General features: G+C 64.7%; 18 protein-coding genes. 10 read left to right on the top strand and 8 right to left on the bottom strand.

Translation table 11 applies throughout. The features are described 5' to 3' along the window. Positions 1-102: 102 nt before the first annotated feature. Positions 103-1,638, top strand: coding sequence for an MFS transporter (locus tag HMPREF3097_RS09320; protein WP_070762027.1), 1,536 nt, complete (start codon positions 103-105; stop codon positions 1,636-1,638). Between the two features lie 91 nt (positions 1,639-1,729). On the opposite strand, the gene HMPREF3097_RS09325 is transcribed toward HMPREF3097_RS09320, so the two are convergent. Further along, the gene (locus HMPREF3097_RS09325) at positions 1,730-2,851 is read right to left on the bottom strand and encodes a pseudouridine synthase (protein WP_070762029.1); all 1,122 of its coding nucleotides are present in this window, start codon (positions 2,849-2,851) and stop codon (positions 1,730-1,732) included. 21 nt (positions 2,852-2,872) lie between these two features. Here HMPREF3097_RS09325 and HMPREF3097_RS10000 point away from each other — a divergent pair, with 21 nt between their 5' ends. The 3 genes from HMPREF3097_RS10000 to HMPREF3097_RS09335 all read left to right on the top strand — a co-directional run bounded on the left by HMPREF3097_RS10000 (position 2,873) and on the right by HMPREF3097_RS09335 (position 4,851). After that, complete coding sequence (locus tag HMPREF3097_RS10000) at positions 2,873-3,031, top strand: hypothetical protein (RefSeq protein WP_246818008.1); 159 nt, start codon at positions 2,873-2,875, stop codon at positions 3,029-3,031. Positions 3,032-3,177: 146 nt separating this feature from the next. Further along, the gene (locus tag HMPREF3097_RS09330) at positions 3,178-4,083 is read left to right on the top strand and encodes a universal stress protein (RefSeq protein WP_070758241.1); all 906 of its coding nucleotides are present in this window, start codon (positions 3,178-3,180) and stop codon (positions 4,081-4,083) included. A gap of 90 nt (positions 4,084-4,173) precedes the next feature. After that, positions 4,174-4,851 (top strand): TetR/AcrR family transcriptional regulator, encoded by a 678-nt coding sequence (locus HMPREF3097_RS09335; protein ID WP_070758243.1) that lies wholly within the window; start codon positions 4,174-4,176, stop codon positions 4,849-4,851. A 94-nt stretch (positions 4,852-4,945) separates the two neighbouring features. Here the strand turns inward: HMPREF3097_RS09335 and yidC are convergent, their stop codons facing one another. After that, positions 4,946-5,893 carry a membrane protein insertase YidC gene (gene yidC, locus HMPREF3097_RS09340; RefSeq protein WP_070762030.1) on the bottom strand — a complete coding sequence of 316 codons (948 nt, stop codon included), beginning with the start codon at positions 5,891-5,893 and terminating at the stop codon, positions 4,946-4,948. Between yidC and HMPREF3097_RS09345 the strand changes: the two genes are divergently transcribed. Together HMPREF3097_RS09345 and HMPREF3097_RS09780 are read left to right on the top strand one after the other, a co-directional pair. Further along, the gene (locus tag HMPREF3097_RS09345) at positions 5,892-6,713 is read left to right on the top strand and encodes a class E sortase (protein ID WP_015381112.1); all 822 of its coding nucleotides are present in this window, start codon (positions 5,892-5,894) and stop codon (positions 6,711-6,713) included. The two genes, yidC and HMPREF3097_RS09345, sit on opposite strands and share 2 nt — an antisense overlap. Before the next feature lie 3 nt (positions 6,714-6,716). Continuing rightward, positions 6,717-6,872 carry a hypothetical protein gene (locus HMPREF3097_RS09780; RefSeq protein ID WP_012359382.1) on the top strand — a complete coding sequence of 52 codons (156 nt, stop codon included), beginning with the start codon at positions 6,717-6,719 and terminating at the stop codon, positions 6,870-6,872. 79 nt (positions 6,873-6,951) lie between these two features. On the opposite strand, the gene HMPREF3097_RS09350 is transcribed toward HMPREF3097_RS09780, so the two are convergent. From HMPREF3097_RS09350 to HMPREF3097_RS09360, 3 genes are all read right to left on the bottom strand, one after another. Further along, positions 6,952-7,584, bottom strand: coding sequence for a DUF2020 domain-containing protein (locus HMPREF3097_RS09350; RefSeq protein WP_012359383.1), 633 nt, complete (start codon positions 7,582-7,584; stop codon positions 6,952-6,954). Positions 7,585-7,628: 44 nt separating this feature from the next. Then, positions 7,629-7,967, bottom strand: a complete 339-nt coding sequence (locus tag HMPREF3097_RS09355) for a histone-like nucleoid-structuring protein Lsr2 (RefSeq protein ID WP_070762032.1) — start codon at positions 7,965-7,967, stop codon at positions 7,629-7,631. A 132-nt stretch (positions 7,968-8,099) separates the two neighbouring features. Then, positions 8,100-8,723, bottom strand: a complete 624-nt coding sequence (locus HMPREF3097_RS09360) for a DUF6474 family protein (protein ID WP_070758253.1) — start codon at positions 8,721-8,723, stop codon at positions 8,100-8,102. 202 nt (positions 8,724-8,925) lie between these two features. Here HMPREF3097_RS09360 and HMPREF3097_RS09365 point away from each other — a divergent pair, with 202 nt between their 5' ends. Both HMPREF3097_RS09365 and msrA read left to right on the top strand, forming a co-directional pair. Beyond that, complete coding sequence (locus HMPREF3097_RS09365; protein WP_070762034.1) at positions 8,926-10,557, top strand: TM0106 family RecB-like putative nuclease; 1,632 nt, start codon at positions 8,926-8,928, stop codon at positions 10,555-10,557. 39 nt (positions 10,558-10,596) lie between these two features. Continuing rightward, positions 10,597-11,292 carry a peptide-methionine (S)-S-oxide reductase MsrA gene (msrA, locus tag HMPREF3097_RS09370; protein WP_070762036.1) on the top strand — a complete coding sequence of 232 codons (696 nt, stop codon included), beginning with the start codon at positions 10,597-10,599 and terminating at the stop codon, positions 11,290-11,292. Between the two features lie 166 nt (positions 11,293-11,458). On the opposite strand, the gene HMPREF3097_RS09375 is transcribed toward msrA, so the two are convergent. Together HMPREF3097_RS09375 and HMPREF3097_RS09380 are read right to left on the bottom strand one after the other, a co-directional pair. Beyond that, positions 11,459-12,061, bottom strand: coding sequence for a superoxide dismutase (locus HMPREF3097_RS09375; protein WP_070758722.1), 603 nt, complete (start codon positions 12,059-12,061; stop codon positions 11,459-11,461). 176 nt (positions 12,062-12,237) lie between these two features. Then, positions 12,238-13,137 (bottom strand): patatin-like phospholipase family protein, encoded by a 900-nt coding sequence (locus tag HMPREF3097_RS09380; RefSeq protein WP_070758721.1) that lies wholly within the window; start codon positions 13,135-13,137, stop codon positions 12,238-12,240. Between the two features lie 197 nt (positions 13,138-13,334). On the opposite strand from HMPREF3097_RS09380, the gene HMPREF3097_RS09385 reads away from it, so the two are divergent. Further along, the gene (locus HMPREF3097_RS09385) at positions 13,335-14,108 is read left to right on the top strand and encodes a glycerophosphodiester phosphodiesterase (RefSeq protein WP_246821360.1); all 774 of its coding nucleotides are present in this window, start codon (positions 13,335-13,337) and stop codon (positions 14,106-14,108) included. Between the two features lie 50 nt (positions 14,109-14,158). Then, positions 14,159-15,076, top strand: a complete 918-nt coding sequence (locus HMPREF3097_RS09390; protein ID WP_070758719.1) for a DUF5926 family protein — start codon at positions 14,159-14,161, stop codon at positions 15,074-15,076. Between the two features lie 131 nt (positions 15,077-15,207). Here HMPREF3097_RS09390 and HMPREF3097_RS09395 read toward each other — a convergent pair. After that, a partial coding sequence (locus HMPREF3097_RS09395) for an LCP family protein (RefSeq protein WP_246821361.1) occupies positions 15,208-16,206 on the bottom strand: 999 nt, incomplete at its 5' end.

The raw sequence follows: 16,206 nt of genomic DNA on the forward strand, positions 1-16,206 counted from the left end.
CCGCGTCCCCTTTTGTCGTTTAACCCCCAACGGGGGCTTTTGGTGTCTCAACCCTAGATACCCGAACCGGAGTGAATTCGAAGAAGCTGGACGGCGCACAAAATGAACGAAATCGCCAAGGACCCACGCCGCTGGTTCCTCCTCGCCACCGTCGGCATGGGAGTGTTCCTCGTCTGCCTGGACAACACAGTCCTCTACACCGCCCTCCCAACCATCGTCGCGGAACTCGATGCCACCGCACCGCAAATGCTGTGGATCATCAACGCCTACCCCATCGTCATCTGTGGGCTGCTCCTCGGCACCGGCACCCTCGGCGACAAAGTCGGCCACCGGCGCCTGTTCATCCTCGGCCTCAGCATCTTCGGTCTCGCGTCCGTGCTGGGCGGTTATAGCCCCAATGTCGCCACCCTCATCACCGCCCGGGGCCTGCTGGCCATCGGCGCGGCCACGATGATGCCCGCCACCCTGGCTCTCATCAGGCACACCTTCGAAGAACCCGCCGAGATGAACCTCGCAATCGGCATCTGGTCAGCGCTCGCCACCCTCGCCGCCGCGTTCGGCCCGGTGGTCGGTGGACTCCTCCTCGAATACTTCCGTTGGGGCTCCGTCTTCCTCATGAACGTCCCCATCGTCCTAGCCGCGCTCATCGCGCTGCCCTTCGTCTCCAAACGCGACGAACCCAATCCGGACCAGGCCTGGGACTTCCGTTCAGTCCTGCAGGCAATGATCCTGCTGGTCTCCTTTGTGCTCTTCATCAAGCAGCTTGCGCACCGACCCGTCGACTGGACGGTCGTCGCCATCGCCATTGCGGTGGCGCTGATCTTCGGCTTTCGGTTCACGAAGCGTCAGGGCAAATTGCAAGAGCCGCTCTTGGACTTCGGCATCTTCCGCTCCCCGCCATTCCTCTCCGGCGTCTTCGGCGCAGGACTGGCGATGTTCGCGGTCGCTGGCTTCGACTTCCTCACCACCCAGCGCCTCCAGCTGATTGACGGCTTCAGCCCACTGCACGCAGGCGTGTACGTCACCATCGTCGCTGTTGGTTCCCTGATCAGTTCCCTCACCGCCGGCCGGCTGTACACCGTTCATGGCGCGAGGCCGTTCATCGCCGGGGGCATGGCAGTGGGCGCCTTTGGTGCGATCATCGTTGCCGTTGGCTCCAAGGCTAATTCCAACGCAGTGATCCTCACCGGGCTCGGGATTCTTGGGATCGGGCTCGGTGCGTCCATGGCCGTGTCATCGATCGCGATGATTGGAGGGGCACCACCGAACCGTGCAGGTATGGCCTCCTCCATCGAGGAGGTCTCCTACGAGCTCGGTGCGCTGATGTCCGTCGCCATCCTCGGCAGTGCGATTACCCTCGTCTACTCCATTTTTTACGACGTCAACGCGCCCGCCCTCGCAGGCTCCCACGGATCTGCGGGGCACGAGCCGAATGTCAGCCTCCAGGACGCCGTCCAATTCGCCGCCGGTCTTCCCGACGGCTCCGTGAAGGCAACGGTTCTCCAGCATGCGCACGACTCCTACCTCAGCGCATATACCCTGACAGCCCTCATTGTTGTCCTCGTGTTGGCCGCAGGCGCGCTGTACACGAACCGGTTGCTGCACCGACGCGAGCCCGGCGAATCGGAGATTGTCTAAAGCAGCGTCGCCAAGCTGTCCTGGGGCCGTTAGGCGGCCGCTGGCGGCCCTCTTCCCGAGACGTTCCGGGACGGCTTGGTACAGCGACCGCCTAGTATGTCGAGAACTCCCGTAACTCGCCCGTCAGCGGATCCTCGAAACGCAAACGCTGAGCCGTGAGTTCCATGGGGCGGCTGAAATCCTCCTCGCCAGCAAATGGTGGGCTCGGCAGCGGCGCGCTCGGGTCGTGTAGTGCCGCATCCGAAAGCTCCTCGTAGAGAGGGTCGTTGAGGATCGGCAGCCCTAGGGTTCTCAGGGCGACGCGCAGCTGGTGAGTCTTGCCCGTCTCCGGCACCAGTTCCCAGACCAGCACTTCCCGCTCCCGAGGGGTGGGGTCCGTGGCGGTTGCGAGCGTGCGGCGCTCAGCTCGCAACCCCACCACCTTGGTCAGCGCATTCGGTGGTGTGGGAAACATATCGTGACCAGGGGAGGCGTCCGCCGAGCCGGACTCTTGAGCGGCGCAAACCTCGATCACCGCAGCCTCTGGTTCGACAAGATAAGTGGCCAGCCGGCCCCGTTCCTTCACCATGTGGTGGCGAAGCAGCCACGGCTGTTCCGGCGTCGGCGCGAGCCACTCCCGCCATCCCCGGAATCGTGGGAGAGGAGAGAAGGGCGCCTGATCAGCGGGCAGAGTCACGGCCTCGTAGGTCTTCTCCGGCACCCGTTCATCGAAGAGGCGCTGGTACGGGCCCCGAACCTCGGGCCGCACCGTGAACATCAATACGCCACGGGTCAGCCGATCCAGCCGGTGGGCCGGGCTCAGCTCGGGGATTCCGAATTGCCGGCGTGCTCGGACCAGGGCGGTCTCCACGATGTGCTGGCCCCGTGGCAAAGTCGCCATGAAAGGCGGCTTATCAACCACCAGCAGGTTGGCGTCCTGAAAAAGGAGGCGCAATTGACCAGGGACCGGGCGCTCGGGGGCGGGTCGGCGGTAGAAGTTGATGTAGCGACCGGGGCGGATGACGTCGCTGGGGGAGAGGGGGCGACCGGCGTCGTCGACGACCTCCCCGGCGGCAAAGCGTTCCAGCAGGGCGGCCTCGTCGTCCTCGGGGTGGCGGTGGCGCTGGGCTGAGATGAGCTCGCGGAGGAAGTCGAGGGCCGGGGTGGGCTCCGCCGTATGCGGCAAGGCCACCCGGGAGGGATTGAGGCCATCCTTAATTGCGAGGGGAACCATTAGGGTGCTAAAACTTTCTTCATGGATCTCAACGTGATTATGAACTCGCTCGCCAGCTTCTTCGCTACCGACTTCGGCCGTGTGGTCAAGGGCTTCCTCCAGGTGCTTTGGGAGCTGATCTCCCCATCCAACGCACCGGGCGCCCACGACGTCCCGCTGCCGGAGCCTAAGAAGCCTTAATTCACCACAAGACCCCTCCAAAAAAGGGGTCTTTTTCGTCTGATTCCTCCGGTTATTGGAAATCAATTCATTGCGGTAGCGAGCGCAATGAAAAGCCAGGATAATGGGGGTAGGACAAAAGTTCTATTGGGAAGGACACAGTCGCGATGAGCGATCAGCCACAGAATACCAACTCCGGACGCGAGATTATCGTCGCAGTGGACGGCTCCGAGGCCAGCAACACCGCTGTTCTCTGGGCAGCTAACGCCGCGCTGAAGCGTAATCAGCCGCTGAAGCTCGTCTCTGCGTACACCATGCCGCAGTTCATGTACGCCGACGGCATGGTTCCGCCGCAGGAGCTTTACGACGACCTCGAGGGTGAGGCTAACGATCGCATTGAGACCGCCCACGAGCTGGTTCGCAACTTCAACGCGGATATTAAGGTCTCCCACGCGGTGAAGGAGGGCTCCCCAGTGGACATCCTCCTGAACTTCTCCCGCGACGCGGAGATGATCGTCATGGGCTCCCGCGGCCTGGGTGGGCTTTCCGGCCTGGTCATGGGCTCCGTCTCCTCCGCGGTCGTCTCCCACGCCGACTGCCCGGTCGTGGTCGTGCGCAAGGATAGCGACGTCAGCGAGGAGTCCAAGTACGGCCCGGTCGTCGTCGGTGTCGACGGCTCCGAGGTGTCCCGCCAGGCGATGGAGCAGGCCTTCCGCGAGGCATCTGCCCGCGGCGCTAGCCTCACCGCCGTGCACGCCTGGAATGACTCCCAGTTCTACGCCTCCTACGCCGGCCTCAACGCCGGCGAGCAGGAGAAGGCCGAGCACATCGCCCTGCTGAAGCAGGAGATCGCGCCGTTCGCTGAGCGTTACCCGGACGTGAAGGTCACCGAGATCATTGCTCGTGATCGTCCGGTCGGCGCCCTGCAGGACGAGGCTGAGGGCGCGCAGCTGCTCGTCCTGGGTTCCCACGGTCGTGGTGGCTTCCGCGGCATGCTGCTGGGCTCCACTTCCCGCGCGCTGCTGCAGTACGCGCCGTGCCCGATGATGGTCGTGCGTCCACGCAACAAGTAGGATGCTTGACTGAGTTCTTTTCCCCTGGCCTGACTACCCATGGCCGGGGGAGAACTTTATTGACTGAAAAGAAGAGGAAGTGACCGAGGGATGGGGCCCGCCAAAAAGGCCACGGCGAAGAAAGCTGCGGTGAAGAAGACCACCGCCAAGAAGGCCACGAAGAAGGCCACCTCCAGGCGGCGTAACCGCCCGGGGCCTCGGCAGCGCCTGCTGGCCAGCGCCACGAACCTCTTCACCACCGAAGGCATCCGCGTGATCGGCATCGACCGCATCCTCCGGGACGCGGACGTCGCCAAGGCCAGCCTCTATTCCCTCTTCGGCTCCAAGGACAACCTCGTGGTCGCCTACCTCGAGGCGCTCGACCAGAAGTGGCGCGAGGACTGGGAGGAGCTCGCCAAGGATCGCGAGAAGCCGGAAGAGCGCATCATCGCCTTCTTCGACCTGTGCATCAAGACCGAGCCGGAGAATAACTACCGCGGCTCTCACTTCCAGAACGCCGCCAGTGAATACCCGCGCCCGGAGGTGGAATCCGAGGTGCGCATCCGCGAGGCCGCGATGGCTCACCGCACCTGGGTTCGCGAGACCATGGCCGAGCTGCTCACCGAGCGCTTTGGCTACACCTCCCGCTCGCTGGCTGATCAGCTGATGATCTTTCTCGACGGTGGCCTCGTGGGCTCGAAGATGAACCGCCACGTCGGCCCTCTGGAGACCGCTCGGGACATGGCCAAGCAGCTGCTGCTCACGGTCCCGATGAGCTACTACATCTAGCCAGGGCCAGAGCCTGGGCTCACCCGCGCCGCTGCGTCGGCCGCATTTCGCCGTGGCACGGCTACTGGGTGCTAGTTGCGAGTACTAGTTGCGGCTAGCGGCGGTGCCGGCCGGTGCGCCGCTTCTGCCGCTTAGCGACCCTCTTCTCCTCTTTCTTCTCCATGCGGCGCTGCAGCTGCAGCTCGTTGTGGGCGTGGAATTCCTCCGTATACGGGTGGGTCTTATCGCTCCACAGGTGGATGCCCTGCGTGATCGTCAGCGTGCACAGGTTATTTGTCAGCCAGTACACGAAGACCATCACCGGCAGTGGGCCCAGCAGCCCAAACAGGATCGGCATGAAGAACACGATCGGCAGCATCACCTTCAGTAGTCCCAGCGCGAAATAACTGAACCCCTGGTTCGGGTCCATCGTCGCCTTCGTCCGCCGGATCGAGAAGATCAGGTTCGTCGCCGTGAACGTACTGGCAAGCAGCACCATCGGCAACGCCACCCGCAACACGCTCGCCTGATCCGTACCCAGGTTCGCCAGGGACTGCTCCGGCATCTGAACGTAGGTGATCAGGGGGACGCCGAAGATGCGGGCATGCATGAAGGTGTAGACGTCCTCGTCGGAAAGAGGCCCGAAACCCTGCAGGTTATTCGGATCCACCACGCCGTTCGGGCGCGCCACCCGCAGCAGCATGCGGTACAGGCCGATGAACACGGGGATCTGGATCAGCGCCGGAAGGCAGCCGTCCCGCATCCGGTAGCCGCCCTCGAGCTGCATCTGCTTGCGCCGCTTGTTGAGCTCCTTGCGGGACTCCGCGTCAGTGCGCCCGGCATACTCCTGGCTCAGCTCGTGCAACTGCGGGCGCAGATTGGCGAGATTACGGGAGGAGCGGATCTGGCGCAGGGTCAACGGCGCGAGCAGGCTACGCACCGTCAGCACCAGGAAAATCACCGCCACGATCCAGGCCACGCTGGGGGCAATGCCGAAGACCTTGGTGAAAAGCACGTGCCAGAGCTTGAGCACCAGCGCAACCGGGTATTCGACGATAATCATGAAAAGAACCTTAGCGTGTAACGTAATGCGCATGAGCGACGGTAAGCACCGCCGGAAGCTGGACCCGATCAGCGTCCTTGGCGAAATCTTCGTAACCTTCGGGGTGATCGCCCTGCTCTTCGCATTCTACGAGGTGTACTGGACTGATATCTCCTCGGGACGCGAGCAGGCCATCGTGGCAGGAGACCTCGATAGCCAGTGGGATTCCCGAAACCCGCGACCACTCACGGAGCTCACCGAAGGCGCGGCTTTTGCGCGACTGCACATCCCCGCCTTCGGCAGCGACTTTAACTTCGCGGTGGTCAAGGGCACGAACGATGGTGACCTGACGAAGGGGCCGGGCCACTACCTCGATAGCCAGGGGCCCGGCGAGCGGGGCAACTTCGCGATGGCCGGCCACCGCGTCGGCCGCGGTTCCCCGTTCAACGACCTGGGCCTGCTGAAGACCTGCGACGCCGTCGTCGTCGAGACCGCCGGATCGTGGAACATCTATCGGGTGCTGCCGATCGACGTCCCCGCCGATCAGCGCAAGGCCGCAGCGGCGAAGTGCCTGCCCGAGAAGGTTGCGGAACAGATGTCCAGCGGGCCGTATGCGGGCGTCCAGGGGCGCCACATCACCCTGCCCAGCGACATCAACGTTATCAACCCGATCCCCGGAGCCCCCGGGGTGGAGGTTGGGCCTGAGGACGCAGCCCTGCTGACGATGACCACCTGCCACCCGCAGTTCTCTGATGCGGAGCGCATGATCGTCCACGCTGTTCTCGAGAAGAAGGAACCCAAGTCCCCCGGCTTCGTGCCGGCAGAGCTCACGGAGGTCTAGACCATGTACGCCGCACTCTGGAGAATGCTGCCTGGCCCGTGGTGGGTGAAGCTAATCATCACGATCGTGGTGCTGGTCGCTATCTTCCTCCTGCTGATGGAGGTAGTTTTCCCGTATATCGGCCCAATGATGCCGTGGACGAGCGTGGCCGTGGACTAAGCCGACCGCTGGCCGAAAAGCGCATGGCCGCCCGCGGGCCCAGCCGGGGCCGGGGTTCGAGGATGGTGGGCGCGCCGGCTTAGAGCTTGAGGTTCTTGATCGTCTCCGTGGCGATCTGCTCCGCCTTGAGGGACTGTTCCTGGGCGGTGAAGACGACGACCGCGGTCTGGTCCTTCCACACAGCGTAGACGGCCCCCTCGCCGTCCTTGCCACCGCTGCGGCCACCGCTCCAGCCCTCGGGCTTCAGCGCTTTCAGGGTGGAGTCCACGGGGGCGGCGTGGTCCACGACGGCGACGGCGTCCTTGTTCGTGGTCATGTGGCGCACCATGACTTGTGCCTGGGGGACGTCCTCGTAGGACCAGAAGACGCACGCCGGCGGATCGAAGCGCCCGTCGAGGCCCGTGGCGGTCCACCGCTGGCCCGTAGTCGTCTGCAGCCACTCCCCGTCGAGATACGGGCAGCGGGTTTCGGAGTCGCCCTGCCCCACTGGTGCGGGCAGCGTATCGACGGGCAGCTCGGTGCCCTTCACGCCCTGGACCGGTTCGCCGGGCAGGAGGCCGTCCTTCGACTGCTGGGCTTCCGTGTTCTGCTCCGGCTTATCGCCACCAATTGCGGAGCAACCCGCCATCGCAAGGGAGCCGATGAGCAGAACAGCTGCGCTGGCTCGCGCGACGGGGCGGGCTGGAGAAAAGCGAAAGGTAGAAAGCGCCATGGTCGAAATTCTAGTGTGCACAGCGCATTTTCACGAAGTGTGCTTTAGGAGTGGGCTTCGTCGTACTGATCGACAATATTCTGCGGAATGCGGCCGCGATCGGAAACCTGAAGACCGTTAGCCTGTGCCCATTCGCGGATAGCGCGGCTGCGCTCTGGGCTATTGGTGCTCTGTGGCGCGCGGCGGGCGCTGGTGCGCTGAACGCGGCGAGCGACTGCGATATAGGGAGCGAGAGCTTCCTCGAACTTCTCCCGGTTAGCGGTCGAAACGTCCATAGAGTAGGTCACGCCATCGACGGCGAACTCCACGACGTTAACGTCCTCCGCGGCGAGCGGCGCGTTGTCGATATCGTCGAAATACTGGGTGATTTCTTTGCGTGCCATTGTGTGCAGCAACTCCTGAATCGATGATTTAGGGATTTGAGAGAAATGCTACCCAATATTCGATTAGAAAGAAATGGCCATAAAAGAATGGCCGAAGATAGCGGCTAATAAGTAGCCAAGATCACGTGGTTCCTAACCACGCTTGGTAGCGATCTGCGCCTCGACGAGATCGAGCTCCTTAGATACGGATTCCAAAACTCGCTTGCGCTGATCTTCGCCCATCGAGCCAGCATTATCAATAGCCTCGATCAGAACATCCATGCGGTCATTGACGTCCTTAGCGAAGCCGGAAGGCACGCCCTTGTCCACGGACTTCTGGATCTGCTTAATGCGTGCGCGCTGCGGGGCGCCGTCCGCTGGGAAGGAACGCAGCGCAGACGCAGCAGCGCCGCGAGCCTGCGTGGTGACGGTGCCCTTGCCCTGCAGCTGGGTCAGCGCGCGATACACCAGCGGAACCACCACCGGGGCAGCGACGCGCGAAGCACCAATGAAGCGCAGCACATTGCGGGAGTTAAAGCGGCCGGCCTTGAGCTGCTCGATGGACGCCTTCGCCATCTGCTCCTCGTGCTTACGGCGGTTCTTCAGCTCCTTAGCGTCGAGCTTGCGCACCTGCTTGGCGGTCTTGCGGAGGTACTTCTCCTTAGCCTTCTCCAGCTTCGCGGCCTCCTTGGCATCCACCTTGGCTCGAGTCTTTGCAGCCTTAAACGCAGCCTTGCGTTCGATACGGCGCTTCCGCAGATTCTTGAATAGACCCATGATTCTCCTCATTAATGCGATTAGTCGCGGTACACACACGCCAAGCCTTCGCCAGGCTTGGGAAAAATGGCTAACTTCCCACCACTTTAGCGAACGTGTGGCGACCCGCGGGGCAATACCGGGGTGGGGCGGATGCAGTCGTAGGCTGGCGGCTTTCCGCGCTTCGGCCGCAGGGGTGCTCCCCGGCTAAGCTAGGGCAGTTGTGAGTTACTTCTTGTCCGAGCAGGCGGGGCTCAGCCCCTCCGACGTGGTTGGGTGCCGCCACCGTGCGCTACTGCGCCGGGCGTTGGGCGGCCAGACCACCCGCCTGTACTTGGACAGCGATTGGGAGCACCTCGCCGAGCGTGTCGCGAGCCGGATCTCAGCGTGGCGCCGGCGCTCCTACGTCTTTGCCCAGTTGCCCACCGCGCCCCGGATCGGCGATAAGCTCCGCCCCACCCGCAGCGAGATCGCTGACGGCGAGAACGCGGTGGAGGAGACCCTGGAGGCGCTGGCGCGCGGGGATCGGCTGATCCTCAACCCGGCCCTCGAGCACGACGGGATCGAAGCTCATGTGGACCTGCTTGTGCGCATGGACCCCGGGGTGGCGCTCGAGACCGCGGCCTACGCGCCAGTCATCATCACCGGGCACAACGCGACCCGCCCGGCGAAGAACCGCCACCGCGCGGATTGCCGCGTCGTCTCCGTCGATGCACTCGGCTTGGGGCGCCCTGCCGCAACGACGCTGCGTCACCGCACCGTGGCTAGCGACGCCCAGCGCCTAGGGATGGCGAATATGATCCTGCTGAGCTGGGGTTTTGCCAGCTCCGACGTTGGCATCATCGGCCGCAGTTCGGGCGCGGAGCCCGATGGCTCCCGCTGCTACTTCTTCGACGCCCAGCGCCTATACCCCGGGCTATTGGCTGCCTTTTCCGAGCCTGTCCCGACAGCGCCCTCCCGGGTCAAGGAGTGCCAGACCTGCGAGTTCCACAATCATTGCCGTGCTCAGTTGCTCCAGACGCAGGACATTTCGCTGCTGCTGCCGGGGGACCGCAACCGGCCGTGGCGGGATAAGGGCATCAATACGTTGCCCGCGCTCGCTGCCGCCGACGTAGGGGAGGCCAGCGCTCTGGCTGCGGCCTGGATGCGCGCTGAGGTGGCCATCCGACGGCCGGTGCAGCAGTGGTACCGCGGGCCGCTGGTCCTCCCACAGGGCGAGGACGCAGTGGAGATCGACGTGGATATGGAGGCCCACCCGAGCCGTGGAACCTTCCTCTGGGGCACCTTCGACGGCCACCAATACGTGGCCTTCTCTGATTTCAGCCCCACCGGGGATGAGGGCCGCCACGTCGCAGAGATGTGGGACTGGCTCATGTGGCGCCGGGAACGCGCACACGCCGAGGGCCGGGGATTCCTGATGTGGGTCTACGCCAAACAGGGCGAGCTCTACTGGCTGCGCCACTACGCCCGGCTCTACGGTGGCCAGGAGTACGGTAGCCCCAGCGCCGACGGCGGGCAGCGCCAGGTACGGATGCCGACCCTGGCAGAGGTCAACGAATTCATCCAGTCCCCGGAGTTCGGGGACGTCTTCGAGTACGTCTCCCGCGGGCTGCTGGGGACCGGTTCGCTGGGGCTGAAGACGATCGCCCCACTGGCGGGTTTCCACTTTAGCCAGGAGGGCGTGGACGGGAAGGCGGCGGTGGACCTCTTCGAGGTGGCCGTCGCTACCGGCGGGCGCACCGCCGACATCTCCCGGCGGACCCTGGAGCGCTATAACGCGGACGACTGCGTGGCCACCCGCACCGTGCGCGGCTGGTTGCGCCGTGGCGCGCCGGGCATCAGCCTGGTGGAATAGGCAGTAAACAAGCCCCATGAGCACGAGGAGCACGCTGAAGTGGATCTTTTCGAAAGAATGAAGGCCCTCAACACGGCCGGCGCGTACCGGGCGCCGCGGGTCACCGCGGAGACGGCGCTGGCAGGCGGAAGGCACCCGGTGCTACCGGATCCGAAGCCACACGTGGTGCTCGGCACGCCGCTCACCGGTCCCTGGCGGGAGGGGCAGGCGGAGATCGTGGTCGGTATGGGCTGCTACTGGGGGGCCGAGCGTATCTTCTGGGCCACGGAGGGCGTGGAATCCACCGCCGTGGGCTTCGCCGGCGGATACACTCCGAATCCCACCTACCGTGAAACCTGCACCGGGCGCACCGGCCACACCGAGGCCGTGCGCATCGTCTACGACCCGCAGCGGGTGAGTGCCGCCGAGCTGCTGCGGATCATGTTCGAAAACCACGACCCCACCCAGGGCGACCGGCAGGGCAATGACGTCGGCTCGCAGTACCGCAGTGCGGTGTATGCCCTGGATGCGGAGCAGCTCGCCCAGGCGGAGCAGGCTATCGAGGCGTGGCAGCCGGCTTTCACTGAGCGCGGTTTTGGCCCCATCACCACGGAGGTCGCGCTGCTAGCGGATACCCCGGCTGGTGAGTTCTACCTCGCGGAGGATGAGCACCAGCAGTACCTGGCGAAGAACCCGGACGGCTACTGCAACCACGGGCCGAACGGCGTGAGCTGCCAGACGGGTGTGCTCGGCTAAGCGTTCCGGCCGCCGGGCCCAGCCCCGGCACGTAGCAAGTCCGTTGGCGAAAGCGCAGCTGGTGGCGGAACCACCAGCGCAAAGAAAAAACCGGGCGGGCCACGGTCTCCCGTGACCCACCCGGTCAAAGCCCGCAGGCTTTAAGGGCTAAGTCTGTGAGTCAGACTTAGTTCTTCGCTGCAGCGAAACGCTCGGCGACGTCCTCCCAGTTGAAGACGTTCCAGACTGCCTTCACGTAGTCAGCCTTGACGTTCTTGTACTGCAGGTAGAAGGCGTGCTCCCACATGTCCAGCATCAGCAGCGGGGTCAGGTTGATGGAGGTCTGGCCCTGCTGGTCGGTCAGCTGCTGGATGACCAGCTGCTCGCTGATGTGGTCGTAACCCAGGACAGCCCAGCCGGAGCCCTGCAGGCCCAGCGCTGCGGAGGAGAACTGGTCCTTGAACTTCTCGAAGGAGCCGAAGTCGCGGTTGATAGCCTCAGCCAGCTCGCCGGTCGGCTCGCCGCCACCGTTCGGGGAGAGGTTCTTCCAGAAGATGGAGTGGTTGGTGTGGCCACCAAGGTTGAACGCAAGGTTCTTGGACAGTGCGCGGATCTGATCCGGGTTGGTGCCCTCCTCGCGTGCCTTCTCCATAGCCTCAAGAGCAGCGTTAGCACCCTGCACGTAGGTGTTGTGGTGCTTGGAGTGGTGCAGCTCCATGATCTCGGCCGAGATGTGTGGCTCCAGTGCGTCGTATGCGTATGGGAGCTCAGGCAGCGTGTACTTAGCCATTGTTCAATCAGTCCTTCCGAATTCTTTTGAAAAGGTTCTAATTATTACGAACGGCCGAACCAGTACTTTTATTCCCGCCTGGCCGTTAGTAACCAATTGTGGCGAAAAACCCGGGGCCTCGCAAGGGTGAGACGTCATTAAAGAAAGAGGCAAACAGCGGTGCCACGGGAAGGGCTCTAGGAAAGGCCGAGGAATTCCTTGATGGCCGGCATCTCGCGTCGTGCCTGCTCAAGGCCTTCTTGGTAGGCCAGGGAAAGCTTCACCGGATTGCGATCCTGATTGCTGATATTCATGATTTCAGGGATAAAAAGATACGCCTTACCCTGCTTCTCCAGCTCGAAAAGGTAATCCCGAGTCTCGTTATAACGCACGTGACGGTCGGCGATGGAGTCCAGCAGCGCCGGGTACTGCCCGTGCGTGCGACGCAGCAGCCACAGCGCGCGCCCCGCCGCGGACTTCCGGTACATCCGGGTGCGGGTCATGATCACGAGGAAGCGGTCGTAACCGTCCTGCATCGCGGCGTCGATGGGGATGCCACCGGTGGGGCCGAACGCACCGTCGAACCACGGCTGCCCGTCGACCTCGGTGGCTGGCATGAAGACCGGGAGGGAAGAAGACGCGCGGGCTCGGAGCAGGAAGTCCTCCGGGCTGTGAATCGACTCCCGGCCCCAGTGCTTCGTTTCGCCCGTCAGCGCGTTGAAGCCGGAGATGCGGTACTGCACCGGTGAGCTATCGAAAATTTCCCAGTCCATGCCCATCGGCTGGCCCGGCATGCCGGCCTCGCCGTAGATATAGCCCGCGTTGAAGAAGCCATCCCCGCGCAGCCAGGCCCGCCAACCGCCGAAATTCGGGTCGGAGGGGAAGGTGGTGAAGGTCTTGCGCATCCGGTCGGTGGTGCGGGAAACGTAATTAGCCACGTGAGAGGTCGCCGCGGAATTGCCCGTGACGTGGGCGAAGTTCACATTCGATTCCAGCAAGGCCTCCACGAGCGCGGCGGAAAAGACCACGCGCATGGCTCCGCCTTCGAACACCAGCGAGGTGTCCGTGACGTTCGGGGTAGGGGCTGCTTCGTGCACGTACCCAAGATTACCCGGCGGCTTCGTTGGGTCGAGAGCGCGGGTGCGGTGCGCGCGGTGGGAGGTCGAGGGGACGACGCGGTTTCAGCGTGGGGCAGGGCGCGGAACACGCGTGGAGCAAGCGCGGAGCACGCGTGGAGCAAGCGCGGAACAATCGCGAGACAAAACGCGGCGCACAATCCGGTAGAAAAGGAGGCGTGCAGCACGAGGTAAAAATCATTGCCCACCGTGGTGCGTCCAAGCACCGCCCGGAACACACGATCGGCGCTTACGAGCTCGCGGCCGCCCAGGGCGCGGATGGATACGAGTGCGATATCCGGCTCACCCGCGACGGCCACGCGGTCTGCATCCACGACCGCACCGTGGACCGCGTCTCTGACGGGACGGGGGCGGTGTCCCGCATGACGTTAGCGGAGCTCAAGGCCCTTAATTTTGGGACGTCAACCCGGCCGGCCACCGTGTTGGAACTGCGAGAATTGCTGGAGTTCCTGCAGGATATGCGGCACAGCGCGGGCGCTGGCCAACCCGAACTATTCATCGAGACCAAGCACCCGCATGTCCGGAGCCTGCAGGTGGAGGCGGAGATGCACCGCCAGTTGGAAGCCGCGGGGCTGGCTGGTGGGGAGGGGATCTACCTGATCAGCTTCGACAGCTGGTCGCTGTGGCGCTCCCGGCGGATCAACCCGCAGGTAGAGCGCATCCAGCTGCGCCGGAAGCACCACCCGCCCGCACGGCCGCTGCTGCGGGGATCGGGGATCGCGAGGCACGCGGGGTGGTCGATCGAGCAGGCGATGGCGAGCCTTCGGGGCGAGAGGGGTAGTGCTCCGGCGGATTACATCTGGACGGTCGACCAGGCGGAGCAGCTGCGGTGGATCGCCCAGCGAGGGGCCCGATGGGTGGCGACAAACTACCCCGGGGAGGCTGCGGGCTGGCTGCAAAACTCGGCCGGCGGAGGCGCGGGTCAGGCCTAGTTTTGCGGTGGGGTAGGGGCTTGTCCGCAGGGCAGGTTAGAATCAGCAGCGTGGCTAAGAAAAATAAGAAGAATCAAGACCTGCCCGAGGGCATGAGCCGCCGCCAGGCGAAGCTCGCTGCCCGCGCCGCGGAGCGTGCGAAGCTGCAGCGGGACGCCCGTCCGTACGCGGGCTTCACGATGGAGTCCGACCTCATCGCGCTGCAGGAGTTCGTACCTTCCGCCCGCGTGAAGATCGAGGTCGAGGGGATCGACTTCCCGGTGTCTCTCGTGACCGTCCTGCCGGGCGCGGTGGCGGCGATGCGCCGTGCTGCTGAAGACGGTGGCGAGGGCTTCGTCGCGCTGCAGACGCAGCGCCCGGGCGATAACCCGAACCGTGACCTCGCGTACGCGCTGAACTGGATGAAGACCGCCGAGCCGGGCGCAGCTCTCGAGGTTGGCGTGGCTGACGGCAACGAGCCGGAGCTGACCGACCTGCTGGATCCGAAGGCCGACGAGGAGATCGTCGTCGAGCAGGACTTCAACTGGTGGCTCACCGAGGAGCACCAGGACAACCCGCAGGTCGCGGCGACGCTGCGCCGCGCCAACGATTCCGTCCTTCCTTCTGAGAAGGTGCGCGCGGACATCAAGGGCGCTGCTTGGTGGATTGATCCGGGCGAGCGCGCCCACATCCGCTGGGTCCGCCCGGAGGATGAGAACGAGCTGCTCAATGCGCTGGCTCGCGTCCACGCTGCTGGCGAGCTGCATCTCGGCGAGGGCTCCAAGTTCGCGGGCGTGTTCCGCACCCACGGCGTGATGGTTCCGGTGTGGGACCTCGATAACTCCTGGGAGCCGCAGGTCTGGCAGAAGGGCCTGGAGGCGCTCGATAAGAAGATCGCCGAGGCTCTGGCTAATGACTCGGGCCGCTTCACCCCGGAGGAGCAGAAGGCGAAGCAGACGATCGTGTCCCGCGAGGTCACGATTCGCTAAGCCCCTGCTGGGGCTGGGGTCGGGGAGTCCGCTGACGGGGCTCCCCGGCCCCGCTTTTTACCCATGCTGGCCCTCGCGGTGGATGCGCACCGCGGGTGCGGCGCGCTGCGGGCGCGGGGACTTAGCCTGGCTTAGCGCAGGCTGCTGAACAGCTGCTCGGCGGCGGCCTGGTCCCAGAGTAGGACGCTGCCCGCGTAGTTATCCGCGCTGCCCGAGGTCGGAACGACCTCCTGCTTCGCGCCGCGCATCTTCACCCCGAGGCGGGCGAGGTGCCACATGTGATCGCCCTTGTCCACGGTGAGGGATGAGGCGACGCCGCTGACCGTGGGGAAGAGGCGGAAGGGGTTGAAGAGCGTGCCGGGGGAGAGCATCTTCTTGCTCAGCGCCGCGAGTAGCTGACGCTGGCGGCCCGCGCGGTCCAGGTCGCCGCCCGCCGAGGCGTAGCGGGAGCGCACATAGCCCAGGGCATTCGGCCCATCCAGCTCCTGGCAGCCGGCGGGCAGGTTGATGCCCGCCATCGGGTCATCGAGAGGCTCCTCGAGACACATCTCGACACCACCGACGCCGTCCACGGCGTTGGCGAAGCCAGCGAAGCCGACCTCCGCGTAGTGGTCGATCCGCAGCCCCGTGGCCTCCTCGACCGTGCGCTGCAGCAGCGCGGGGCCGCCGAGGGCGAAGGCGGCGTTGATCTTATTTTCCCCGTAGCCGGGGATGTTGACGAAGCTATCGCGCGGCAGGCTGATCATCGTGGCCTTCCCCACGAGCGGCAGGTGCACCAGGATGATCGAGTCCGTGCGGCCCTCCGATTCATCGAGCATGCCCGCGGAAAGCCGATCGGCGGTCTCCTGATCCAGTCCGGCGCGGGAGTCCGAGCCGACGAGCAGCCAGTTGGTGCCCGCGGTTCCGCCTACGCGGCCCTCGTAATTCTGGAGGGCCTCCGTGCGCTGCAGCTGGGAATCCGCCCACAGCAGCGTGCCGCCACCGATCACCAGGAATACCGCGAGCAGGAGCATCAGGGCCCGGCGGATGCCGAGGCGACGCCGTGGTGCGCGGGTCCGGCCTGTGCGTCGGGGGCGGCCACGGCCCGGCTCCATGCGCTGCGGCTGGCGGCCGGGGCCGCCCCAGTCGGC

Source organism: Corynebacterium sp. HMSC27B11, from assembly GCF_001815985.1.
Classification (GTDB): Bacteria; Actinomycetota; Actinomycetes; order Mycobacteriales; family Mycobacteriaceae; genus Corynebacterium.

Excerpts from the sequence above, each read along its gene's own strand:
- HMPREF3097_RS09320 (WP_070762027.1), top strand. The coding sequence starts at position 103 with ATGAACGAAATCGCCAAGGACCCACGCCGCTGGTTCCTCCTCGCCACC.
- HMPREF3097_RS09325 (WP_070762029.1), bottom strand. The coding sequence starts at position 2,851 with ATGGTTCCCCTCGCAATTAAGGATGGCCTCAATCCCTCCCGGGTGGCC.
- HMPREF3097_RS10000 (WP_246818008.1), top strand. The coding sequence starts at position 2,873 with ATGGATCTCAACGTGATTATGAACTCGCTCGCCAGCTTCTTCGCTACC.
- HMPREF3097_RS09330 (WP_070758241.1), top strand. The coding sequence starts at position 3,178 with ATGAGCGATCAGCCACAGAATACCAACTCCGGACGCGAGATTATCGTC.
- HMPREF3097_RS09335 (WP_070758243.1), top strand. The coding sequence starts at position 4,174 with ATGGGGCCCGCCAAAAAGGCCACGGCGAAGAAAGCTGCGGTGAAGAAG.
- HMPREF3097_RS09345 (WP_015381112.1), top strand. The coding sequence starts at position 5,892 with ATGAAAAGAACCTTAGCGTGTAACGTAATGCGCATGAGCGACGGTAAG.
- yidC (WP_070762030.1), bottom strand. The coding sequence starts at position 5,893 with ATGATTATCGTCGAATACCCGGTTGCGCTGGTGCTCAAGCTCTGGCAC.
- HMPREF3097_RS09780 (WP_012359382.1), top strand. The coding sequence starts at position 6,717 with ATGTACGCCGCACTCTGGAGAATGCTGCCTGGCCCGTGGTGGGTGAAG.
- HMPREF3097_RS09350 (WP_012359383.1), bottom strand. The coding sequence starts at position 7,584 with ATGGCGCTTTCTACCTTTCGCTTTTCTCCAGCCCGCCCCGTCGCGCGA.
- HMPREF3097_RS09355 (WP_070762032.1), bottom strand. The coding sequence starts at position 7,967 with ATGGCACGCAAAGAAATCACCCAGTATTTCGACGATATCGACAACGCG.
- HMPREF3097_RS09360 (WP_070758253.1), bottom strand. The coding sequence starts at position 8,723 with ATGGGTCTATTCAAGAATCTGCGGAAGCGCCGTATCGAACGCAAGGCT.
- HMPREF3097_RS09375 (WP_070758722.1), bottom strand. The coding sequence starts at position 12,061 with ATGGCTAAGTACACGCTGCCTGAGCTCCCATACGCATACGACGCACTG.